At 46.5% G+C, this 22917-nt stretch carries 19 protein-coding genes; 7 read left to right on the forward strand and 12 right to left on the reverse strand.

The genetic code is table 11. From position 1 onward, the window contains the following. Positions 1-39 precede the first annotated feature (39 nt). The gene (locus ATG71_RS01895) at positions 40-1383 is read right to left on the reverse strand and encodes a GntP family permease (RefSeq protein WP_098438245.1); all 1344 of its coding nucleotides are present in this window, start codon (positions 1381-1383) and stop codon (positions 40-42) included. A gap of 302 nt (positions 1384-1685) precedes the next feature. On the opposite strand from ATG71_RS01895, the gene ATG71_RS01900 reads away from it, so the two are divergent. Then, entirely contained in the window at positions 1686-2537 is an 852-nt protein-coding gene (locus tag ATG71_RS01900; RefSeq protein WP_098438247.1) for a MurR/RpiR family transcriptional regulator, read from the forward strand. Positions 2538-2579: 42 nt separating this feature from the next. Here the strand turns inward: ATG71_RS01900 and ATG71_RS01905 are convergent, their stop codons facing one another. The 3 genes from ATG71_RS01905 to ATG71_RS01915 all read right to left on the reverse strand — a co-directional run bounded on the left by ATG71_RS01905 (position 2580) and on the right by ATG71_RS01915 (position 6791). Further along, positions 2580-3902 (reverse strand): aspartate aminotransferase family protein, encoded by a 1323-nt coding sequence (locus tag ATG71_RS01905; protein WP_098438250.1) that lies wholly within the window; start codon positions 3900-3902, stop codon positions 2580-2582. A 49-nt stretch (positions 3903-3951) separates the two neighbouring features. Continuing rightward, complete coding sequence (locus tag ATG71_RS01910) at positions 3952-5337, reverse strand: YjiH family protein (RefSeq protein ID WP_098438252.1); 1386 nt, start codon at positions 5335-5337, stop codon at positions 3952-3954. A 74-nt stretch (positions 5338-5411) separates the two neighbouring features. Further along, complete coding sequence (locus ATG71_RS01915; RefSeq protein WP_098438254.1) at positions 5412-6791, reverse strand: sigma-54 interaction domain-containing protein; 1380 nt, start codon at positions 6789-6791, stop codon at positions 5412-5414. A gap of 221 nt (positions 6792-7012) precedes the next feature. Between ATG71_RS01915 and kynU the strand changes: the two genes are divergently transcribed. The 3 genes from kynU (at position 7013) to ATG71_RS23240 (ending at position 9188) form a co-directional block, all read left to right on the forward strand. Further along, positions 7013-8290, forward strand: a complete 1278-nt coding sequence (gene kynU, locus ATG71_RS01920; RefSeq protein WP_098438257.1) for a kynureninase — start codon at positions 7013-7015, stop codon at positions 8288-8290. 21 nt (positions 8291-8311) lie between these two features. Continuing rightward, the gene (kynB, locus tag ATG71_RS01925) at positions 8312-8935 is read left to right on the forward strand and encodes an arylformamidase (protein ID WP_098438259.1); all 624 of its coding nucleotides are present in this window, start codon (positions 8312-8314) and stop codon (positions 8933-8935) included. 112 nt (positions 8936-9047) lie between these two features. Beyond that, entirely contained in the window at positions 9048-9188 is a 141-nt protein-coding gene (locus ATG71_RS23240) for a hypothetical protein (RefSeq protein ID WP_179886430.1), read from the forward strand. Positions 9189-9296: 108 nt separating this feature from the next. On the opposite strand, the gene ATG71_RS01930 is transcribed toward ATG71_RS23240, so the two are convergent. Further along, positions 9297-11546: a UvrD-helicase domain-containing protein gene (locus tag ATG71_RS01930; RefSeq protein ID WP_098438262.1), complete on the reverse strand. Its 2250-nt coding sequence runs from the start codon at positions 11544-11546 to the stop codon at positions 9297-9299. A 257-nt stretch (positions 11547-11803) separates the two neighbouring features. Between ATG71_RS01930 and ATG71_RS01935 the strand changes: the two genes are divergently transcribed. Further along, a complete protein-coding gene (locus ATG71_RS01935; protein WP_098438265.1) occupies positions 11804-12037 on the forward strand; it encodes a hypothetical protein in 234 nt (77 codons plus the stop codon). 874 nt (positions 12038-12911) lie between these two features. Here ATG71_RS01935 and ATG71_RS01940 read toward each other — a convergent pair. Next, positions 12912-13457 (reverse strand): GNAT family N-acetyltransferase, encoded by a 546-nt coding sequence (locus tag ATG71_RS01940; protein ID WP_098438267.1) that lies wholly within the window; start codon positions 13455-13457, stop codon positions 12912-12914. Between the two features lie 154 nt (positions 13458-13611). Here ATG71_RS01940 and ATG71_RS01945 point away from each other — a divergent pair, with 154 nt between their 5' ends. Beyond that, positions 13612-15219 carry an amidohydrolase gene (locus tag ATG71_RS01945; protein ID WP_286162887.1) on the forward strand — a complete coding sequence of 536 codons (1608 nt, stop codon included), beginning with the start codon at positions 13612-13614 and terminating at the stop codon, positions 15217-15219. A 59-nt stretch (positions 15220-15278) separates the two neighbouring features. Here ATG71_RS01945 and ATG71_RS01950 read toward each other — a convergent pair whose 3' ends face one another. Beyond that, complete coding sequence (locus ATG71_RS01950) at positions 15279-16412, reverse strand: DEAD/DEAH box helicase (protein WP_098438272.1); 1134 nt, start codon at positions 16410-16412, stop codon at positions 15279-15281. Between the two features lie 39 nt (positions 16413-16451). Continuing rightward, on the reverse strand, positions 16452-17750 hold the full coding sequence (locus ATG71_RS01955) for an ATP-binding protein (RefSeq protein ID WP_179886431.1): 1299 nt from the start codon (positions 17748-17750) through the stop codon (positions 16452-16454). Between the two features lie 368 nt (positions 17751-18118). On the opposite strand from ATG71_RS01955, the gene ATG71_RS01960 reads away from it, so the two are divergent. Next, on the forward strand, positions 18119-18424 hold the full coding sequence (locus ATG71_RS01960) for an AbrB/MazE/SpoVT family DNA-binding domain-containing protein (protein WP_286162888.1): 306 nt from the start codon (positions 18119-18121) through the stop codon (positions 18422-18424). Between the two features lie 26 nt (positions 18425-18450). Here the strand turns inward: ATG71_RS01960 and thrB are convergent, their stop codons facing one another. The 4 genes from thrB to ilvA form a co-directional block, all read right to left on the reverse strand. Next, positions 18451-19386, reverse strand: coding sequence for a homoserine kinase (gene thrB / locus ATG71_RS01965; protein ID WP_098438276.1), 936 nt, complete (start codon positions 19384-19386; stop codon positions 18451-18453). Further along, entirely contained in the window at positions 19383-20444 is a 1062-nt protein-coding gene (thrC, locus tag ATG71_RS01970) for a threonine synthase (protein WP_098438277.1), read from the reverse strand. Before thrC ends, thrB begins: the two co-directional genes overlap by 4 nt. Next, the gene (locus ATG71_RS01975) at positions 20441-21739 is read right to left on the reverse strand and encodes a homoserine dehydrogenase (RefSeq protein WP_098438278.1); all 1299 of its coding nucleotides are present in this window, start codon (positions 21737-21739) and stop codon (positions 20441-20443) included. Before ATG71_RS01975 ends, thrC begins: the two co-directional genes overlap by 4 nt. 211 nt (positions 21740-21950) lie before the next feature. Further along, positions 21951-22907 carry a threonine ammonia-lyase gene (gene ilvA / locus ATG71_RS01980; protein ID WP_098441697.1) on the reverse strand — a complete coding sequence of 319 codons (957 nt, stop codon included), beginning with the start codon at positions 22905-22907 and terminating at the stop codon, positions 21951-21953. Positions 22908-22917: the final 10 nt, after the last annotated feature.

A 22917-nucleotide genomic window follows, 5' to 3' on the forward strand; every position in this document is an offset into this window, starting at 1 on the left:
ACATGGCTCTTCCCTCTTCTGCTATTATTCTAACCTATTTTAGCTGATGAATATCCCTAAAATGAACGCAACGGCAAAACCTACAAAACCAATGAGGGTTTCCATCACTGTCCAAGATTTTAACGTGTCTTTTACATCTAATCCAAAGTAACGGTTCACTAACCAGAAACCACTATCATTCACATGGGAGAAGACTGTCGCCCCTGAAGCGATGGCAATAACCATCAAACCAAGAACGGGACCTTGCATACCAAGGGTTTCGATCAGCGGGCTCATCAATCCTGCAGCTGTTACCATGGAAACAGTCGCTGAACCTTGAGCGACACGAACGACCATGGCGATCAAGAAGGCAAGGGCGATCGGCGGCAGGCTTGAACCAGCCATCATATTTCCTAATACTTCCCCTACACCGGAGTCGATCAATACTTGCTTGAATACTCCACCGGCACCTGTTACAAGAATGATGATCCCTGCAGGCTCAAGTGCTTTCGTTGCAATGTCCTGTACTTCCTGGCGGGAATATCCGCGCTTCGTACCTAATAGAACGAACGTCAACAGCGTTGCAATCGTTAAGGCTACGAATGGATGTCCTAAGAAAGTCAGGATGGAACGAATCGTGTTTCCTTCATCCAGGATAACACCCGAAAGCGTATTCAATAGAATCAATACTAAAGGAATCGAGATAAGAGAAGCAATCAAAGCAAAACTCGGAAGCTCTTTATCGTACTCTATTTCTTCAGCCTGCATATAGTCAGGAACCACTGCATGAATTCGTTTTGAGATCCATTTTGCAAAAAGTGGACCAGCGATGATCATGGATGGAACACCGGCAATCGCACCAAACAGGATGACCCATCCAAGGTCCGCCCCGATCAAGTCAGCAACCGCGATCGGTCCCGGAGTTGGTGGGATGAAGCTATGTGTTACGGCAAGACCTGCAAGTAATGGAATTCCATAGTACAGAAGTGACTTGCCTGTTTTACGTGCCAATCCGTATACAATCGGTACAAGAATGATGAATCCTACATCAAAGAATACTGGAATAGCAACCAGGAAACCTGTGATACCAAGGGACCATTGTGCCTTATCTTCCCCGAATTTGTTAATCAGTGTCTGAGCCAGTCTTTCCGCTCCCCCTGATACTTCAAGCATGCGTCCGAACATCGCACCTAAACCAACGACAACGGCGACAAATCCGAGGGTCCCGCCCATACCGCTCTGTATCGATGCCACTACTTCCTGCAGCGGCATGCCGGCGGCGATCCCTACGATTAAACTTACTAATAATAGGGCAACAAAAGCGTGAAGCTTTGTTTTAATAACTAAAAATAATAAAAGAAAAATTCCGGCCAGTGCCACTAAAATGAGCATTTGATCTGACATTGTGTATCCCTACCTTTCTTCTCTCACGGCAGTCCTGCTGCCAAATTTTTATACCATATGATCCTGCTTATTTGTTCCCGGCGGTCAAGTAAAGCGTTTGCAAAACACTCTATGTAACTATGACTCTCTCATTTCAGTAAGAGAGGCCTTTTCGAGGGAATAAAATGAGCAGGAAAATTATTTTCCGTCTATCTCTATTATAAAAAATATTTTTCTATTTGCAACCGTTTACAGAAATTATTTTTATTTTTCTTGTAATCTTGTATAATAAAACTATGAAAACCCTTACAGGAGTGGTGTCAATGAGTCAACATCAACATTGTTTAGCAAGTATCCGTTCTCACTATCCACAGTTCAGTGTGACGGAAAAAAAAATTGCCGACTATATACTTGAAAATCCGAATGAAATCATCCATTCCACGATCAATGGTCTGGCAGAAGACTTGGGAGTGGCGGACTCTACTGTCTTCCGCTTTTGTAAACGAATCGGCTTCAAAGGCTATCAGGCGATGAAAATCGCTCTTGCCTCAGAAATCGTGACTGGGCTTAAGGATATTCACGAACGCATCGATGAAGGCGACACGGCGCAAACGATCGCCACAAAAGTATTCAGGTCCAATATCAAAACCATCGAAGACACTTTGATGGTGGTGGATGAGAAAAAGCTGATGAGAGCCGTGGACATGATGAGCACCGCCCGTTCCATCGAGTTCTTCGGAAGCGGCGGGTCCGGCGTCATCGCCCTTGATGCTTACCATAAATTCATCCGGACCGGCCTGCGCGTGCATGCGGCAAGTGACAGTCATATTCAGCTGATGACCGCTTCCCAGATGACGAGTGACGATTGTGCTGTGTTCATATCCCACTCGGGGTCGACGAAGGATATTCTCCAGCTTCTAGACATTGTGAAAGAAACCGGGGCCAAGACCATCTGCATCACCAATTTCGCCAAGTCCCCATTAAGCCAGAGGGTCGACACACCCCTCTTCACCGTTTCAGAGGAAACCGACTACCGTTCAGAAGCTCTGTCGTCCCGCATTGCCCAATTAACACTGATTGATGCACTTTATGTAAACTTAATGATGATGAGGGAAATGGAAGGACAGGATGCCCTCCGGAAGATGAGGAAAGCCATTTCAGTTAAAAGGCTATAAAAAAAGGTTGATCAGTTCAGAACTGATCAACCTTTTTTTATTTTAATCCAAGTGACTCATCAGAGATGCCTCATACTCCGTCACTGCTTCATCCAGCATGTGAAGACCGGCGTCGATCTGCTCTTTTGTAACCGTAAGGGGTGGAATCATGCGGATCACTTCTGAGTGATTTCCGCATAGATAAAATAAAACCCCTTTCTCAAGCGCCCGATCAAGGATGTCCATCAATCCTTCCTGATTCGGTTTACCCGTCTTTGGATGGACGATTTCAATCCCGATCATCAAACCAACCGCCCGGATGCTGCCGATCACAGGATGTTTTTCTTTCAACTTCTCGAGCCTCGAAACGGCGTATGCACCCATCGTCTTCGTATTATCAAGGAGTCTTTCCTCCTTCATGACTTCAAGGGTGGCAAGACCGACAGAGCATGCGATCGGGTTCCCGCCGAACGTCGTCCCATGACTTCCAAGCGGCCACTGTTTCATCAGCTTATTGGACGCCACCGTCGCGCTCAGGGGAAGACCCGACGCAATACCTTTCGCGATCGCCATGATATCCGGTGTCACATCGAAGGTTTGTGCCGCAAACCAATTACCCGTACGTCCGAATCCCGTTTGGACTTCATCGAAAATCAGTAATATATCATGCCGGTCACAAATCTCCCTTACCTTCTTGAGCCATGCTTTCGGAGGAACGATGTATCCCCCTTCCCCCAACACCGGTTCTAAAATGACACACGCCACTTCTTCAGGAGTGACCTGGTGATCAAAAAGCGTTTCAAAATCCTTCTCAAGCTTGCTGACGACATACCGGGCAGAATCCTCTCCCTCGGGACACTCCCCTTCATTCGCATACGGAATTTGATAGGTTAATCCTGAAGGCTGCATGAACTTCCGATACTTACTCTTTGAGGTCGTGACACTAAGTGCACCCAATGATCGCCCATGAAAACAACCTGTAAAGGATATGACATAAGGACGCTTCGTTACATATTTAGCAAGCTTGATCGCCCCTTCGATGGCTTCAGTCCCGCTGTTGGCAAAGAAGAAACTATCCAGGTCCCCGGGTAGGATTTCTGCCAGTTCATCCGCCAGGCGAAGGATCGATTCGTACATGATGACGCCTGAAGGACCGTGCATCAGACCATCCGCTGCATCTTTGATCGCCTGGACGATTTTCGGGTGGCGATGACCCACATTCGTCACGGCGATGCCAGAGGTGAAGTCAAGATACTGTTTTCCGTCAAGCCCATAGTAGTAGCACCCTTCTTCTTTCACCACCGGCAGATTTGGATGATCCTTTGCCATACTCGGTGCCAGACGCTCCGGCATCCTCTCGATAAGCTGTTCAAACGTTCGTTCCATTTCAGTACCCCCAGAAATTCTTATTGTATAATGCTAGATTGTCGAGGTATTACATAAAGAAAAAGTGCGCCAGTAATGCGACGATTGGCAGCGTGATGATGGTTCGTTGGATGAAGATGATGAAGAGATCCAAGAAGCTGATGGGAATCTTGGATTTAATCAGCAGGATCCCGATTTCAGACATGTAGATTAATTGCGTCAAAGACATGGCTGCGATCACAAATCTCGTTAACTCACTTTCGATCCCGCTCCCCACCACTGCAGGCAGGAACATATCGGCAAACCCGACGATCATCGCAGGGGCAGCATCAGCAGCCTGCGGGATTTGCAATAGCTCAAGGAGTGGAACGACCGGGTAAGCCAATACATCAAACACGGGTGTATATTCTGCCACGACTAAAGCAAGCGTCCCAAGGGCCATGACGAGTGGAATGAGTCCGAACCAGATATCAAATACGTTCTGCAATCCTTTTTTGGTCACTTCCCCGACACTTTTCACTTCAGATGCTTTTTCCACAGCTTTTTCGAAGCCCCATTGAAGACGGGAAACATTTTCAGGTACCGTTTCAGAAATTTGCATGCCGACGGGCTCATAGTATGTGTCTTTTTTTCTGGAAAGTGGCGGGATGCGCGGACAAATCACCGCGGCTGCGATCCCGGCAATGACGACGGTCCCGTATAATTGCACAAACATGGATTCCAAGCCTATGAAACTGACGATGACGAGACTGAAAGCGATGGAAGCAACAGAGAAGTTGGTTGCAATGACCGCAGCTTCCCGTTTTGTGTAGTAGCCTTCTTCAAATTGTTTCGTTGTAATGAGGACACCAACGGTCCCACTCCCCATCCATGAAGCCAGGGCATCAATGGAAGACCGTCCCGGCAGCTGGAATAAAGGCTTCATGATCTTCTGCAGCAGGGTCCCGAAGAAATCCATCAGTCCAAAGTCCAGTAAGAGGGGCATCAATAAACCCGCAAACAAGAACCATGTGGTCAGAACAGGGACTAACGAATATAGAACCGTTCCCCCTGTATAGTCGGATATGATCCATTCCGGACCGATCCCGTTGACGGTCATGATGGCAAAGACTGAACCGATGACACGGATGGCGATCCAGAACGCCCCTACATCAAAAAGCCCTTTTAGAAATGGTTGCGTAACGATCCACTTAGGTTGAAGAAGTTTCGTATAAATGGCCATGAGAGCGGATATTCCAAAAATGATCGTCATGAATAATGGCAATACTCCTTCTAACATCCCCTGAAAATAAGAAGCAAAGATCCCGACCCCGATGGTCATGTTCCCTTCGTACGTCACGGGGACCAAAAACAGCAATACTCCTATTAAGGAAGGAATGATAAACTTCATTGCTTCCTTAGCTGATCTCCCGGACCGGGTTTGTAACTGACCGACATTCTGTTTTCCAACCTCCATTGTCAAACACCCCTTTAAAATGATTCATTTATCCTTCTACTCACTAAAGAACTTGCAAGTATCATGCCAATCTTTCATCCAATGTTGTATTTTTTCATTTTTCTGACTACCGAAGGCTGACTGATCCCAAGATTTTGTGCCATGACAGTCGTCGTCTTATACTGCTGCCTCGCTTTCTTCAGCACCTGCTCTTCAACCGCTTCCAGGATGTCCTTTAATGATTGTCCTTCACGGTCAAACTCTGATAATTCACCAACATGCTTTATGTATTGCCCCGGCAGGTTTTCCATTTCAATGAGCTGCTTCGAAGATGTGACAATCAGCCTCTCGATCAGGTTCATCAGCTCCCTGACATTCCCTTTCCATTCCTGAATGAGAAGCTGGTGGATCACCCCTTCATCCAAGGCCCTCCGGCGCTGATATTTTTCACAAAAATAGCCTACAAAATAATCGATCATCGTGATAATATCCGATGTCCGTTCCCTTAAAGGCGGGATGGTAATGGGTACGACATTCAGGCGAAAGAAAAGATCCTGCCTGAATTCCCTGTTCTCCACGGCCATCTCCAAATCCCTGTTCGTCGCAGCGAGGACCCGGAAGTCCACCTTCCTTTGCTTCGTACCGCCGACCCGGTAAAATTGTTTCTCTTGGATGAATTTCAATATTTTCACTTGATTGGGTTGTGACAGCTCCCCGATTTCATCGAGAAACAGAGTACCGCCTTCTGCAAGTTCCGCCAACCCTATCTTCCCCTTGCGATCGGCTCCGGTGAACGAGCCGGGTTCATAACCAAAGAACTCCGCTTCAAATAAGGATTCCGGTATCGCACCGCAATTGACCTCAATGAAAGGTCCCCCTTTTCTTTGGCTTTTATTATGGATGAATTTCGCAATATGGGATTTGCCGACACCGGATTCCCCTAACAACAGGACATTCACATCCACTTCCGCCACCTGCAGGGCAATCTGGAGAACCCTTTTCATCTCATCACTTGTGGCAATGATCCCTTCCGAATAATAATGACGGCTCCTGAGGATTTCAAGTTCACTTTTCACCCTTTCCATCTCATCTTCCATGTCCTCTAAGTATTTCTTCATATTCAATAATTCCGTTACGTCATGTGAATAGCTGACGACCCGCACAAGCTCTCCATTTTCATGGAAAACCGGGATGCCTGTAACCAGGAGCTTTTTTCCTTCTTTACTTGTCTGAACCAGCGTAATTTTCTTTTTTTCCTTTAAAACCAATGGAGTTAATATCGGCGTGAAGATTCCCTCTCTCTCAAGATCATAGACGGATTTCCCTACCATATCCTCTGATTTCACATTATAAATACCACCAGTCGCTTCACTGACTTTTAAAATGATCCCGTCTGTATTCGTGACTAAAATATCGTCCTGCAAAGAGTGAAGGATTGCTTCGTTTTCATTCCAGCTTTTTTTCGTCTCCGTCATCATGGTCACTCCTTTCATCTTCAACTGATTATTCAATAATGAATAATTCCACTGAATTTAATTATATTAATTCATTTATACCAGACTATTTTGACTTTTTATACATTTTTGAATATTTTATTTAAAATTGTATAAAAACCTTCGCTCTTACTAAACAATTATTTTACTATTCAAATCATTTCGATTATCATTTTGGTAAGACTGTGAAAGGTGGGATAGGAATGACACATACATTAACGTTGGAACACGCCAAAGAGATGGATAAACAGGATACGCTTGCCCATTTCCGAAAGGAATTCTACATAAAGGAAGATCATTATTATATGGATGGGAATTCGTTGGGCCTGTTATCGAAGCGAGCCGAGGAGTCGCTTATCACCTCATTGAATGATTGGAAGGAGCATGGCATCGATGGCTGGATGGACGGGCAGGAGCCTTGGTTCTATTATTCTGAGAAGCTTGGAGAAATGACGGCTCCATTAGTGGGTGCCGAGAAAGAAGAAGTCATTGTGACGGGTTCCATCACGACGAACCTCCATCAGTTACTGGCCACCTTCTATCAACCTCATGGAAAACGAACGAAGATTCTGGCAGATGAACTGACTTTCCCGTCGGATATTTACGCAGTTCAAAGTCAGCTGGAATTAAAGGGGTATTCCCCTGACGACCATCTGGTCCAGGTGAAAAGCAGGGATGGATATACCCTGCATGAGGAAGACATCATTCGTCAAATGACCGATGAGATCGCCCTTATCCTCCTGCCGTCCGTCCTTTACCGAAGCGGACAGCTGATGGATATCAAACGCTTGACGGATGAAGCCCATAAACGTGATATCGTCATCGGATTCGACCTCGCCCATTCGATCGGAGCCATTCCTCATCAGCTACACGAAGACGGTGTAGACTTTGCGGTGTGGTGCAATTACAAATATTTAAATAGCGGTCCGGGTGGTGTCGGGGGATTGTTCGTTCACAACCGGCATAGAGGGAAAAAGCCCGGTCTTTCCGGCTGGTTCAGTTCAAGGAAGGATGCACAGTTCGATATGGATCATACGCTCACTCATGCCGATTCTGCCGGTGCTTTCCAAATCGGGACCCCCCATATTTTGAGCAGTGCCCCCTTACTCGGATCCCTTCAATTGTTTGAAGAAGCCGGGATTGAGAATCTGAGACAGAAATCCCTTTCACTTACAAGGTTCATGATGGATGTATTCAAGCAGGAGCTTAACGAATATGGTTTTACCATCTGTAACCCCCTTGAAGATGGACGCCGGGGCGGACATATCAGTCTGCAGCATGAGGAAGCGGCAAGAATCTGTAAAGCCTTGAAAGCAAACAGGGTGACACCTGATTTCCGGGCACCGAATGTGATCAGGCTCGCACCTGTGGCTCTTTATTCGTCGTACGAAGATGTATGGGAAACGATTCACATCTTGAAGAACATCATGGAAAAAGAAGAATACAAGCAGTTTGAAAATACACGGAACGTTGTCGCTTAACACAGAAAGGATGAGGCAATCATGAAAATGATCGATATTTCAAGACCCCTGCATAATGAAACCCCTGTTTGGCCGGGAGACACACCTTTTTCTTTTTCCTTGAACTGGACGCAGGAAGAAACGGGCTCCGTCAATGTCGGCCAGCTGACCATGAGCTCCCATACCGGGACCCATGTGGATGCCCCCTTCCACTTCGACAGTGACGGGAACCGGATCCTCGATATGTCCCCGGAACGTTTTATGGGACCGGCCATCGTGGTTTCGTTGGAAGGTGCGCCGGAAATCAGTCCTGAACGATTAATGGAGATCGACTTGACTGATGTCAAAAAAGTTCTGTTCAAAACCAACGCCTGGAGTGATCCAACCCGATTCCCCGGGCACATTCCCCCGATCTCGAAAGAACTTGCCCCTTTTTTAAAGGAAAAGGGCATTGATCTGATCGGGGTGGACCTTCCGTCCGTTGATCCTTTGGACAGCAAGGAATTGGAAGCCCATCACTCTCTGCGTGATCATGACATCGGGATTCTCGAAGGGATTGATCTTACCCATGTATGCCCCGGGATATACGAACTGGTGGCCCTCCCCCTTCCTCTTAAAGAAGGGGACGGATCTCCGGTTCGTGCCGTTTTGATTGACCGAACGTAACATCGCGAACCTTTTTTGTCCATCGGGTCGAATATATCTCCACTCCTTTTTCATAGACTGATAGTAGACGGCTGAAATCATTTAACGATAGCCATAAAAAGGAGTGGGGTTCATGATGGGAATCACCATCACCATCGGTTTTATCGCGATTCTTGGAATAATCATGGGTATTCTTATTTATTTTTTAAGACAGGCTTTGGATTCGAATGATTCGAAGAAGGTTGATTCGCGGGATGATCATTCTTCGCAGTGATGGGTCGGTTTATTGATGCTCGTTTGTATGTGCAGCATTTTATAGAACGGTTGATAAACCGCAAAAAAGCCCCGGCGTCCTTCACTTTCCAGGACGCCGGGGCTTTTTTTATTCGATAATGTCCTTTTCTCCCAGTTTCATCGGGCTTGAACAAAGGGGACAAACCTTGGATCCGGTGTCTTCATGGGTTTCGGGTCTCTGCCAGGCAATGCACTCAGAGTTTGTGCACACCCAGGCAAGAATCTTGCTCACCTTTCCGCTTCTCGCCTTTTTAGATGGTTTCGGCTCAGCCTGTGGCGTCTGTTTGAATAAGTCCGCAATAAAGCGCGAGCACTTACGCTGATCGCCCTGATAATAGGCCGGGGAAGAAATGAACAACTTCTCTTTTGCCCTCGTGATGGCTACATAGGCAAGGCGCCTTTCTTCCTCCACAGCACCCGTTGCCTTCTCTTTTTGGCTCGGGTCCTTGTACACTTTATCTTCAAGCTTATTGGCATTAAGGGCTGAACTGTGGGGAAGATTCCCTTCGATGGCCCCGATTAAAAACACGACGGGGAACTCAAGACCCTTTGACCGGTGAATCGTCATGAGGGATACACTGTCCGAGTCCCTGCTTCCCCTTTGATTCGAATAGATTTCCTCATACTTCGCTTTCATCTCATCAATGAAGGTAATGAAGCTTGAAATCGTATCAAAGCGCTTTGCCGAACCTTCAAGCTCGTCCAGCATTTCTTTAATGAGCTCCTTCTGTTCCGTCACCACGTGAGATTCCTGGGCGTCGATATACTGGTGATAGAATTCCTTCCGGATACGCTTGATGGCACTTTCCGGTGATTGATCCCCGATCGCCTTCAGGAACTTCATCCGTTCTTTCACATTCTTCACCTGGAAAGGCTTCAATCCGGATAAAGTCGTTAAGTGAATGAGGGGATACTTCTTCCGCTCTTTCTGTTCTTCTTCCAGGATATGAGCCATTCCCCGGTCTCTTCGGATAAAAAGTGTGGGCAGCAACGATTCCATGGCTGAGAAATTTCTTGGGACGATGGATAATCTCAAGTAATCCACCACGGGTTTCACGGTCCAGTTATCATAGAAAAGGGAATCCTTCTGATTATATGGTGTAAAGGGGATCTCCTTTAACAGAAGCTGTTCAAAGACGGCACGACCACTGCTCATGGTACGGTGGAGGATCGTCATATCTCCGTAACCATAGCCTTCATCTCGCAATCTCTGAATCTCTTCTGTAATCCAGACGGCTTCTTCATCGGCTGTGGCAGGTCTTGAATAAAGAGGTTTCTGTCCCTCCACTTTTGTTGCGATCAGCTCTTTTTTCCGCCGGTGTTCATTCCGCCCGATGACTTCATTCCCAAGTCCGATGATATAAGCGTCTGACCGGTAATTTTCTTTTAAGGTAACGACTTTGGCATCGGGAAACTCCTCATCAAAATCCAAAATGAATTCGTTCCGGGCGCCGTTAAAGGTGTAAATCGTTTGATCATCATCCCCGACTACGAACAGATTCCGATGAGCCGCAATCAATTTGATCAATTCATATTGAACCAGATTCGTATCCTGGAATTCATCGACCATCACATATTGGAAACGGTGCTGAAGGGAAGTCAGCAGATTCGGATTACCCAACAGTAGTTGATAGGCCTCTGTTAAAATATCATCAAAATCCATCTTATGATTCATGCGCTTCCACTCTTCATATTTTAAAAGGATGCTCCGCACTTCTTTTTCTGACTTGGACTTCTCAGGGAGCTCCCGTATATCCTTCTGATTGAGCTTATAATGAGAAAGCTTGGCAAGGAGCGTCTCGGCGTCATACGGATCATAAATATTCATTTCTCTCTGGATCTGTTTCAAAATGATTTGTTTATAGCGCTCGTTCCCGATCACTTCCTGTGTGTAATGACGGGATCTGAGCAAGTAAAGGAACAGGGCATGAAACGTGCTGGCATGTACCTGTCCACCATGTTCTGCTCCCGGAAGCCTTGAAATCCGCTGCTTCATCTCTTCCGATGCTTTCTTGGTAAATGTGACAAGCAAAATATTTCTTGGCTGAATATCTTTCACAGCCATCAAGTAGCCAGCACGACAAACGAGCACCGTCGTTTTTCCCGTTCCCGCACCGGCAAGGGTCAAGCATGGTCCTTTCACATGACGGACCGCTTCAATCTGAGCCGCATTCAGATGAATGCCCGCTTCTTCCATCGTCCGAAAGAAAAAAGCATCCTCGTCATGGGAGGATATCAGCTGCTTCGTGGTCTCTCCCTTATGGAGCGGGGCCACGGGGATCTCCTTCTTATCTGCTTCATATGGATAAATGGAATAGTTGGATACTACTTTATTCAAAGCTCATTCTCCTAGCTTTTCTTTCAATTCATAACCTTCTCATCATAACAAGAGCCCTTCGTGAATAGCAATGACAATCTCAGGACGAAAGAGATGGACAACTGGATATGTAAATACTGTTAAACGATTGTTTAATCCCTCGAACCCTAGTAGAATAAACGTTTTGAAACACTAATCAAACGTTTGTTTAAATCGGATATGCTCCCGGAGGATTACTATATTGAAAGAAAAGGTAATTAAACATTAGGTGATAAACAATGAAACTGACAAAATGGGGCTACACCCGCTTCAACAGCATAAAAGCAGAATTCGACCACTTCCCCCACTCCCTCGTCATCCTAAAAAAAATCAGAAACTACTACTTCGTCAACAAAGTCCACTGGTCCCACCTCGACCCCGTCGTCGAAAGGCAGCACCTAGAACAAATGGAACTGCTCGTGAACAGGGAAATGGATCTGGAAATGAACTACCTTAATAGGAGATTGGATTAACGCTCTTTTTTGTTCATATAATGAAATTAGCGCTTGTCCAATGTAGAATGTCTGATTTTGAAGTAAAGTTCAATACTGTTGTTAAATTATTTTTACTGTTTGATTTTTGATCCAAAGAAAATATTATGAAAAAGCACAGAGTGGATTGAAGCGAAAGGTGCTCGACTCCGACGGGAATAGCGGGAAAGTTGAGACCCCACAGGGCAAAGCCCGAGGAGGCTCAACTCACGCCCCGCGGAAAGCGAGCACCTGCAGCGAAAAGGAACGGTCTCCGTTATATTGAATTTACTCTTTAGGACTAATAAAATTTATTAAAAAAATAAGAAAAAATGAGATAAACCAAGATAACCGCCCATTTCAATTCAAAAACCAACCAAAATCGCACTATATTGATTATTCTGAACATTTGCATTAATTTTATAATTTGTTAATATATAATTAATAAATGATTTACAAAACAATCTTTAAAGGAAGGCGTGATTCCAATGAAGTGAGTTAGCAAAGCATGTCAGCATCACATCTCGCTTTTGAGATCGGCCCGTGAAAACTGATTTCAAGATGTGTGGATATGCGGGAATGCGCAATCTTATTTCAGGAGATGATTCCAATGAAGAGTGTAAGCGAAGCATGCTAACATCATGGTACGCAAGAAGATAGCCCGTGAAAACTATCTTCGTAACATGTGGGCGTGTGGGAAAATCAGCGGCAAATGAAAATAAACTAATAAACCATGCAAGACCATTAATTTAATTGTTAAATGAATGTTACGTATGTGTATTAGTAAGAAAGGATAGTAAAGTTAATTGAATAAGATTTACTTAAGTTAAGGCGCTGTTTATGTGGTATAGGCATAAGCAGCGTCTTAAATTTGTGTTCAATATTCTTCTTTTAATAAAGAGCAAACAGCCGCATCACAAAAAACGCCTTTTTCAAATGCCGCTTTTCGCAATATGCCTTCAAATGTAAAGCCGGCTTTTTCGAGGCTCCTCTTCGATGCCACATTTTCCGGATCATAATAGGCTTCGATTCGATTAAGATTCATTTCTTCGAAGCCGTATCTCAGGATTGGCTGTAATACTTCTGTGATGACCCCTTGCCTCCAATAGGATGGATGAACCTCAAACCCCACCTCGGCCTTAAAATGTTCCTTCTCCCATTGATGAAACCCGCAGCTGCCGATGATCTCGTCGGATTCCTTCAGGGCAATCCCCCAACGGATCCCTTCATTTATATGAAATCTCTTGTTCCACTTCTCGATGATCTCCAGTGCCTGTTTTTCCTCTTGAAACGATTCCAAATCATAATATCGGGTGACTTCATCTTTTGAGAAATAATCAAAAACACGGGGAGCATCCCCTTCTTTCATCTGCCGTAAGCGAAATCTTTCTGTTTCAAGTGCCGGAAAGGTTCGTGTCAACATTCTCATTCTCCTTTTCTACTTGTTCTCCTTATGTATTCAACATGGGTTTTTCCAATGCCTTCTTGAAAGAGAAAGTTTTTAATCATTCACCGTTTGTGTTCTTTCCTTCATCTGGTTACAATCGATGTATTAGATGAAAAAGGATGGGGATTACATGAAGGCCGATATGATACTGGTAAGCACTGCCCTATTCACCGGGAATGCAACTTCTCCCATCGACGGCTTCGTGGCAGTAAAGGATGATGTGATCATCGGGGTCGGTCCCCGTTCGGAGATGGAGAGTTTCATAGGACCCTCTACGAACGTGAGGGATGCCGGAAACCGCCTCGTGACGGCAGGGTTCCATGACTTTCATCTTCATTGGTTTTTAGGAGCGATGTTTGAGGGGTTTTGTCAACTGACTTTCGGGACCTCAGAGGATAGGACGGCGATAATGGTTGCGGAATTCGCCCGGGAACATCCCGATGAGGAGTGGGTGCTTGGATTCGGATGGCATCATGTCCGCTGGCCGGACCAGACCACCCCCACTCGCCATTCACTGGATCGATACCTGCCCCACCGCCCCGTTGTTTTGCTCAATGAAGAAGCACATAGCGCATGGCTGAATACGGCTGCCCTCGAGAAATTGGGGATTCACCGGGATACTCCCGAACCTCCTTTCGGTAAGATTGAAAAAGATGCCAACGGTGAACCAACCGGATTCTTATATGAGACGGCCGTACAGTATGTGACGGAAGCTTTTACATTAGAGAAGAAAGTAAAGGACAGATTGATGAACGGTATGCTGAAGAAAACGGCATCCTACGGAATCACTTCCGTTGCTGACATGCTGCCTCTTCCCGGCTATACATTGGGAGATCCCGGATTTTATCGGGAATTTGAAGAAAAAGGTAAGCTGACGACTCGCATTCACTTCCTTGACGTGCTGGATGGAGATCTCGGGCGTGGTATTCAATTCAGGGAGAAGTATCAGTCGGATAAGCTTCAGTTTTCAGGTTTGAAGCAGTTCCTGGATGGTGTCCCCCTGACGTATACGGGGTATTTGCTTCAGCCATACTCAGACCGGCCGACGGAAATTGGCGGGACCATTTATGAACCACATATTTATCAAAAGTGGATAGAGGATGCTGACCGGGAAGGGTTCCGGATCCGCCTGCACGCTTGCGGGGATGCCGCTGTCCGGTTGGGTCTTGATGTGTATGAGCATGCGAGGAAGGTCAATGGTGCAAGAGATTCAAGACATACGATCGAACATATTGAAGTATGCAACCCACAGGATTTCGAGCGATTCAGGGAGCTCGGAGTCATCGCATCCATCCAGCCCGAGCATCTCACGTCGGGTTCGATGGATTCCCATGCGTATCTGGACAGACTCGGGATGGAGCGGGCACGCTATACATGGCCGATCGGTTCATTAGAGAAGCATGACGCAGCCATTGCGTTCGGAACGGACTTTCCGATTGTGGACTTGAATCCGATGCTCGGCCTCTACAGGGCCGTCACACGGAAGCACGAAGACGGTTCTCCTCAGGGCGGATGGAATCCACATGAGAAAATTTCGTTGGCACATGCCCTGATCCATTACACGAAAACCCCTGCTTATGGAAACTTCAGGGAACATGATTTAGGAACGATCGGAGTAGGAAAGAAAGCTGATTTAGCCGTTTTAGACCGGAATCCTTTCGAAGTTGACGCCGAGGAACTCCTTGAGACGAGTGTAGGGATGACGCTGATGGACGGCCAGATTGTGTATGAAAAATAGCGGCAGCTTATAAAATAAATAGAGGTCCGTCCCTCACATCCGGGGACGGACCTCTATTTTTATTTTGTTTCCGGTTGTTGCAGTCCGCCGCCGCGGATGGTTTTTTCCTGGAATGGGAGGTTGAGTTCTTTGCTCATCTTTTCAAGGAAGCTCAGTTCGCGCTTGGATACAAGGCAGATGACGGTTCCTTCTGCCCCCATGCGGCCGGTTCTTCCTGAACGGTGGATGTACTGCTTCGTGTCACTCGGGAAATCGAAATGGATCACGTGTGTGACATCCGTGATATCGAGGCCGCGTGCCGCGACATCGGTTGTCAGAAGCATGGACACTTTCCCTGAGCGGAAACGGTCCAGGGATTGCTTACGCTCCATCTTGTTCGATTCTCCTGCGAGTACTTCGAGCTCGACTCCCTTATATTTCAGCTTCTCTTCCATTTCAGAGAGTCTTTCCAGTTGATTAAAGAAAACAAGTGCCTTAATCCCTTTGAAATAAGAGATGCTTCTGAGGGCTTCCACCTTATCCCGCAATTCACTATATACAAAGACATGGTCGACCTTCGGATTGTCGAGGTTGCCTTCCATTTTAACAATTTCATGGTTCTGTAAGAGAGAGTCGGCAACTTGTTCCGTTTCATCTGATAAAGTCGCAGAGAAGAAAAGCACCTGACGCTCTTTCAAGGTCGATTTGATGATATCCTTCACTTCCCTGATATGTTCTGATGAGATCATTAAGTCAAATTCATCGACGACGATGGTTTTCACTTCATGCATCTTCAGTTTTTTCATTTTCATCAGTTCGATCAGGCGACCCGTTGTTCCGACGACGATATGCGGCTTTTTTTTCAGCTTCTCGACTTGTTTCTTGACGTTCGCACCACCGATGAAGGCAGCACTCGTAATGTCCGTCCCCTTAGCCCATTTCTGGATTTCCTGGTGAATTTGCATGACCAGCTCTCTTGATGGTGCAAGGATGACAGCTTGTGCCTGTTTTCTTGATGGATCGATAGACTGGATGATCGGGAGCAAATATGCCAGGGTTTTCCCCGTCCCCGTTGGCGACTCACATACGACATCTTTCCCCTCCATAATAAGGGGTACGACTTTTTCCTGTACGGGAGTGAATGCAGTAAACCCGGATTCTTCCCAGTTCTTCTGCAGTAATGGTGAATGGATGATGCTTGAGATTGAATTCATTCGTTTCTTCCTTTCTTAATCGGCAAAAGCAGAGGCTCCTCATCTTCCGCAGGTGGGTAAGCTAATTTCCACTGCCGTTCCTTTTTCTTTATCACTTTGAAAGTGTATATACCCTTTATGGCGCTGGATGATTTTTTTGCATACGGCAAGGCCGAGGCCCGTGCCTTTTTCTTTCGTGGAATAAAACGGTTCTCCCAGATGTTCAATTCTTTCTGGCTCCATGCCGACTCCATTATCCTTCACGATAACCTGTGCGTTTGTGCCCTGTTCTTCCAACGAAATCGAGACCTTCCCATCCTTGGACGAGGGAATGGCTTCCACGGCATTTTTAATGATATTGATAAAAACCTGTTTAAGCTGATTTGATTCACCTAATACATGCAAAGGTTTTTCAGACAGGTTTTCGTATGTAATGGACACATTATCAAGATTAGCCTGTGCTTCCATCAGGACGAGGACCTGCTGAAGGATATCATCGAGTCTTTCATGACGGAAGTGGGTTTCCTGCTGTTTCCCAAGGATCAGCATCTCACCTGAAATCAAATCAATTCGATCCACTTCAGAGAGCATAATATCCAAATGATCGTGGTTTATGGTATTGGTCGTTTGCATAAGTTGGATAAATCCCTTGAGAGATGTGAGCGGGTTGCGAATTTCATGGGCAACGGCAGCTGCTAACTGACCAATGACAGAAAGTTTCTCCGACGCGACGACCATTTCTTCGTTTTCCCGATTCAATGTGATATCCCTTGCGATGGCGAACATTCCTGTCACCTCTCGATTAACGATAATCGGAACGAGAGAGCACCTGAGGATCTTTCCTTTATTATCGCCGATATGGATCTTCGTCTCAAAGGTGGATGCGATGCCTTTGAACGTAGCGAAAAAGTACTCTGTCACCCGCTTCATTTCTTCTTTATCCAGGAACTTACTGAATTTCACTTCCTTTAACTCTTCTTGGGTGAATTCAAGCAATCCCTCGGCTTCTGCGTTTACAGAAATGACATGTCCATCTAAGCTCAGCTCTAAAACGGCATCGGGATTTTGTTCGAACAACGAATGGTAATGCTGATTCCTTATTTGCAGCTGTTTCTCTTTTTTTGACAGTTTATCATTGGAGAGAATCAGCTCACTGGCCCTGCGATAGATCAGGAAAAATATGATGATACCTGTTACAAACGTAAATAACCAGCCCTTATAGCGCTGAAAATAAATATACATACTAAGCTTTTCATGTGCAATGATCATGGATACATAATCTGAAAACACAATCCATAATGCGCCCAACAATACATAGGTGACGGATATCTTTAAGGCAATATCTTTAGCTTGTTTCATGATGTGAAGTTCACCTAAATTCCAATAGTCTTTCCCCTATGGTTTCTCAGTTCTTACCTATTTATCAAAAATACTCATAAGACTGAATTACGAGAGTATCTTCATTCCGCTTCATTCACTTTTACAACACCCATAATCATAACATAGGGAGTCTGTATGAAGAGAGTAAATAATAAGATGAACCAGCAATTTCAAAGGATTCTTTTCATCTAACCCTCTCACACTGCTGACGATATCCTTTTCATCCTTCTATCCTCCCTATTTTGTCAAAGAACCTCCGTCCTTTTTCCTAATTTTTCAAATTGGTGTTTATTTTTCTCAGTGAAGGTAAAAAGAGAACAATAGGATAGTGAAGGCAGGTGATGCGAATGTTAAGTATGATGTATGAAAGCAAACCTTTCAGTAAAAGCGGTACCATCACCCTCCCGCATAAATGGAGGGAGAAGTTTGGACTGCTGCCTGGAAGACTTGCAGAGCTCGTCTACCAAAACAATTGCCTCTATATCAAGCAGGCCATAAAGGACTCCACCCATAACAAACGCTACATCTCAGAAAAAGGAACGGTCCACATCCCGAAGGAACTCCGGGAAGAAATGGGCATGACGTATCCATCCTCCTACTGCCTGCACGTCAACGAAAAAGACAACTGTTTTATGATTACAACGGAGATATAATAAAATGAGGTCCGTCCCTCGCTGCTTTAAAGCGATGAGGGACGGACCTTTGGTTGTTGGGTGGTGATGCTGCTGCCCGTTTGGGAAATGGATAGTTTACGGACGTCCATGGTCGGGAAGGATTGTTCGAGCTGGCGGAAGAGCCATTCACTCGCTTCCCGTTCCACAAAGCAGGCAACCGTGGGGCCGGCGCCGCTTAATGCGACGCCGAAAGCACCGAATCGATCCGCCACTTTTTCAATTGCATCGTAATGGGGAAGAAGCTTTCTCCGGTGAGGCTGATGGTACCGATCCCGCTTCATCATCTTCCCGACCATTTCCCAATCACCGGTCAGGAACGCTGCCACTAGAACATTGGATACCGCTCCGGCACCAACGGATTCTGAAAACGATAGAGATGACGGGAGGACATTTCTCGAATCCGACGTTTTCAGCTCCGCTTTCGGAATGACACATACCACATCAATCGGAAGGTCAGGCACCGTTATCAGGTTAACACCCTTTTCATCCTGACAGCTGACGACAAACCCCCCGTAGAGCGATGCCCCGACATTATCGGGATGACCTTCGAAACGATTTGCCAGAACCAACTTCTTTTCCTGAGTCAGGTTGAGTTCGCATAGTGCATTGGCGAGCTCGACCCCTGCCACGACCGCCGCTGCACTGGATCCGAGCCCCCTCGTCAATGGAATATCACTTGATACGTATAAATGACATGGACCAGGCTTCCTTCCATATTCACCCGCCACTTCCTTGACGACTTCAATGATGAAATGCGACTCATCTGCAGGGAATACCTCCAGGGCCGCTGACAAAGGTATTACCTGCCAGTCATCTGCTTCATGTGCCTCCACCGTTAAAAAAACATCCAAAGCCAAACCAAGTGAGTCAAATCCGGCTCCTAAATTGGCTGTGCTTCCCGGGACGATGATTTTCCAAGAGCGCGGTTCCCGGCCCTTCATACCCCGATCGTTCCCTTGATATAATCCTTCACCAGTTCACGATCGTTTGGCAGCTTCACAGGCGTCACCGGGCTGCACTCCATGGCCGTAACCGGATCTTTCAATCCATTCCCCGTCAATACCGCGACTACCTTCGAACCTTGTTCAAGGAGCCCTTTTTCCAATGACTTCTTGATCCCTGCGATGGAAGCGCATGAAGCCGGCTCTGCGAAGATCCCTTCTTTCCTTGCCATCAGCTGATAGGCTTCCAGGATTTCTTCATCCGTCACTTCATCAATATGTCCGCCCGATTCCTTCAGAGCGTCTATGGCCAATGTCCAACTTGCCGGGTTTCCAATCCTGATGGCAGTCGCAACCGTTTCGGGCTGAGGGAATATTCGGTCATGAACGAGAGCCGCTGCCCCCGATGCCTCGAAGCCAAACATTCTTGGCAATGTGGAATCGTTTCGAGCCGAATATTCTTTAAACCCTTTCCAGTATGCTGAAATATTCCCTGCATTCCCGACAGGTATCGCCAGCACATCCGGGGCTTCACCTAATCCTTCTATGACCTCGAAGGCCGCTGTTTTCTGTCCTTCCAGTCGATATGGATTCACCGAATTCACAAGCGTGACGGATTCCGTTTTACTCAGCTCCCGTACAATCTCAAGGGCTTCATCGAAATTCCCTTCGATTGAAATGATCTCGGCCCCGTACATGACGGCCTGCGCCAATTTCCCTTGAGCGATCTTCCCCTCGGGAATGACGACGATGCATTTGATTCCCGCCCTTGCCGCATAAGCTGCAGCTGAGGCAGAAGTATTGCCTGTCGAAGCGCAAATGACCGTCGAGCTGCCTGATTCCACCGCTTTCGCAACGGCCAGGACCATCCCCCGGTCCTTAAAGGATCCTGTCGGGTTTGCCCCCTCCACCTTTGCATAAAGCTCGATGCCCCACTCCTCGGACAACGACTTCAGCTCGATCAATGGAGTGTTTCCCTCGTTCAAGCTTAAAAGGGGAGTATCTGCATTTAATGGAAGCTGTTCTCCGTACTCTTTCAGTAGTCCTTTCCATCTCATCCTTTTTCTCCTCCTTCTACGCGATATGAGCTTTCGATCGAATGAACCGCTTCATAATCCTTCAGCTCCATCAGGATATCTTCGTAATGCTCCAGGGATGCTTTATGAGTCACCAGGACGATTTCAGCAAGCTCATCACTGTCCAGGGGATTCTGAAGTATTTTCTCGAAACTGACTCCGTGATCCGAGAAGATGGACGTCAGTTTGGCCAATACCCCCACTTCGTCACGAACATGCAACCGCAGGAAATATTTTGAATGAATTTCATCAGGCTCTTTTAGTTTCTTCGGGAACTGCGGGTTAACGGCACTCTTCCCATTCACGCCCAATCTCATATTCTTCATAATTCCCACCATATCGGAAACGACAGCAGTCGCTGTAGGAAGACTCCCTGCACCGGGACCGTAAAACATCGTTTCTCCCACTGCTTCGCCGTAAACGTACACGGCGTTATATTCATCGTGTACGGATGCAAGGGGGTGTTCATTTAGTAATAATGTCGGCTCCACGCTTACCTCGACTTTTTCCCCTTCCCGATGGGCGTAACCGATGAGTTTCATCGTGTAGCCGAACTGTTCGGCATATTGGATGTCATCTCCCGTTACTTCCGTGATGCCCTTCACTTTCACATCCGCCAGGTCCACATTCATGGAGAACCCCAGGGTGGACAGGATCGCCATCTTCCTTGCCGCATCCAATCCACCGACATCTGCCGTCGGATCCGATTCAGCATAGCCGAGATCCTGCGCTTCCTTTAGGACATCATCGAAGGTCCGTCCCTCTTTCGTCATCTTTGTCAAAATGAAGTTCGTCGTCCCGTTGACGATCCCCATCATTTTCGTGATGCGGTCCGAGGCAAGGCCGTCTACTAAACTCCTTAAAATGGGGATGCCTCCTGCGACGCTGGCTTCGTAGAATAAGTCACAGCCATTTTCAGAGGCAGCCCTTAATAATTCAGGTCCATGGAGGGCCATGAGATCTTTGTTTGCCGTGACGACATGCTTCCCTTCGTTTAATGCATGCAGGAGGTGCTCCTTCGTTGCTTCGATTCCACCCATGACCTCGACCACAATATCAATTTCAGGGTCAAACAGGACTTCCTCAGGATTCAAGGTCAATATGCTGTTTTCGATATCCAGTCCCCTGTCTTTCTCTAAATCCTGAACGAGGGCTTTTTTCACCGTCACCGGGCAGCCGATCTGATGAGACAATTTATCCTGATGATTCTCTACGATCTTCACCACTCCGGCTCCCACCGTTCCGAGTCCTAAAAGTCCGATTGAAATTGATTCCATAAGCCGAAAACCTCCATTTGTTTATTTCTGATGTACATTTGTATTTGTATAGTGGACATTATAGTTGAAAAAATTACCTATTACAATAGGTTTTTGCGTATTTTCAGAATGTAAGAGCTTACAATACTCATACTTTTAGAGAATCATGTTTTATCTCTTAAAAACAGAGGACCGCCCCCAACTACTCACGCAGTTAAGAGCCGTCCCATCTTTACACAATATGATGCAGCTGTCTGGCCATTTTGGACAAGTCACGATAAACAGGGATTTTACTCGGATCGGCATTCCCGCCACTGATGACGCAGCCCACTTTTTTACCCTGCACCTTGACTTTTTGACACATGGCTGCCGCTAGGGACGCGGCCCCCGCTCCTTCGACCAGGGTTTTCTCCCGTTGCAGCATGAACATGATGCTATAGGAGATTTCTTCATCGGTCACGGTGACCATGTCGTCCACATATTTCCGGATGATCGGAAACGTAAGCTCCCCGGGTCTCTTGACAAGAATCCCGTCTGCAATGGTATGAACATGCTCAAGTGAACCTTTATTGCTTCCCGTGAAAAAGTTATACGTGGCCGGTGCTCCAAGAGCCTGCACGCCTACAATTTGCACTCGGGGATTAAAGGCCTTAACGGCCAGTGCCATCCCTGCCAGCAGGCCCCCTCCACCGACGGGGACGAGAATCATGTCTAAATCACTGAGCTGTTGAAGCATTTCCAGTGCGACTGTCCCTTGTCCAGCCATCACTTTATGATCATCAAATGCATGAACATACGTCGAGCCATTTTTGATTTTCTCCTCTAGTGCTGCCCCGTAGGCTTCCTGATAGGTGTCCCCGGTCAAAACGATTTCAGCTCCGTAATGTTTCGTTGCCGCAACTTTAGTAGAAGGCGTCCGCTTTGGCATGAAGATTTTTGAAGGGACCCCGCGCTTAGAAGCAGCCAGCGCCACTCCTTGGGCATGATTTCCTGCCGACGCGGCAATGATGCCCTTCCCTGCTTCTTCTTCAGACAATGACATGATTTTATTCATGGCGCCCCTTACTTTGAAGGAACCTGTCCGCTGCAGGTTCTCCATTTTCAAATAGACTTCTCCACCAGTGAACGCATTCAGCGTCGATGATTGCTTTAACGGTGTTCGATGCACCTGATGACTGATTCTTTCCATTGCTTCTACC

This window comes from Bacillus sp. es.034 (assembly GCF_002563655.1).
GTDB lineage: Bacteria > Bacillota > Bacilli > Bacillales > Bacillaceae_B > Rossellomorea.

Excerpts from the sequence above, each read along its gene's own strand:
- ATG71_RS01950 (WP_098438272.1), bottom strand. The coding sequence starts at position 16,412 with ATGAATTCAATCTCAAGCATCATCCATTCACCATTACTGCAGAAGAAC.
- thrC (WP_098438277.1), bottom strand. The coding sequence starts at position 20,444 with ATGAGATGGAAAGGACTACTGAAAGAGTACGGAGAACAGCTTCCATTA.
- ATG71_RS01915 (WP_098438254.1), bottom strand. The coding sequence starts at position 6,791 with ATGACGGAGACGAAAAAAAGCTGGAATGAAAACGAAGCAATCCTTCAC.
- ATG71_RS01960 (WP_286162888.1), top strand. The coding sequence starts at position 18,119 with ATGTTAAGTATGATGTATGAAAGCAAACCTTTCAGTAAAAGCGGTACC.
- ATG71_RS01955 (WP_179886431.1), bottom strand. The coding sequence starts at position 17,750 with ATGAAACAAGCTAAAGATATTGCCTTAAAGATATCCGTCACCTATGTA.
- kynB (WP_098438259.1), top strand. The coding sequence starts at position 8,312 with ATGAAAATGATCGATATTTCAAGACCCCTGCATAATGAAACCCCTGTT.
- ATG71_RS01945 (WP_286162887.1), top strand. The coding sequence starts at position 13,612 with ATGAAGGCCGATATGATACTGGTAAGCACTGCCCTATTCACCGGGAAT.
- ATG71_RS01935 (WP_098438265.1), top strand. The coding sequence starts at position 11,804 with ATGAAACTGACAAAATGGGGCTACACCCGCTTCAACAGCATAAAAGCA.
- thrB (WP_098438276.1), bottom strand. The coding sequence starts at position 19,386 with ATGAAGGGCCGGGAACCGCGCTCTTGGAAAATCATCGTCCCGGGAAGC.
- ATG71_RS01900 (WP_098438247.1), top strand. The coding sequence starts at position 1,686 with ATGAGTCAACATCAACATTGTTTAGCAAGTATCCGTTCTCACTATCCA.
- ATG71_RS01940 (WP_098438267.1), bottom strand. The coding sequence starts at position 13,457 with ATGTTGACACGAACCTTTCCGGCACTTGAAACAGAAAGATTTCGCTTA.
- ATG71_RS01895 (WP_098438245.1), bottom strand. The coding sequence starts at position 1,383 with ATGTCAGATCAAATGCTCATTTTAGTGGCACTGGCCGGAATTTTTCTT.
- ATG71_RS01910 (WP_098438252.1), bottom strand. The coding sequence starts at position 5,337 with ATGGAGGTTGGAAAACAGAATGTCGGTCAGTTACAAACCCGGTCCGGG.
- ilvA (WP_098441697.1), bottom strand. The coding sequence starts at position 22,907 with ATGGAAAGAATCAGTCATCAGGTGCATCGAACACCGTTAAAGCAATCA.
- ATG71_RS23240 (WP_179886430.1), top strand. The coding sequence starts at position 9,048 with ATGATGGGAATCACCATCACCATCGGTTTTATCGCGATTCTTGGAATA.
- ATG71_RS01905 (WP_098438250.1), bottom strand. The coding sequence starts at position 3,902 with ATGGAACGAACGTTTGAACAGCTTATCGAGAGGATGCCGGAGCGTCTG.
- ATG71_RS01975 (WP_098438278.1), bottom strand. The coding sequence starts at position 21,739 with ATGGAATCAATTTCAATCGGACTTTTAGGACTCGGAACGGTGGGAGCC.
- kynU (WP_098438257.1), top strand. The coding sequence starts at position 7,013 with ATGACACATACATTAACGTTGGAACACGCCAAAGAGATGGATAAACAG.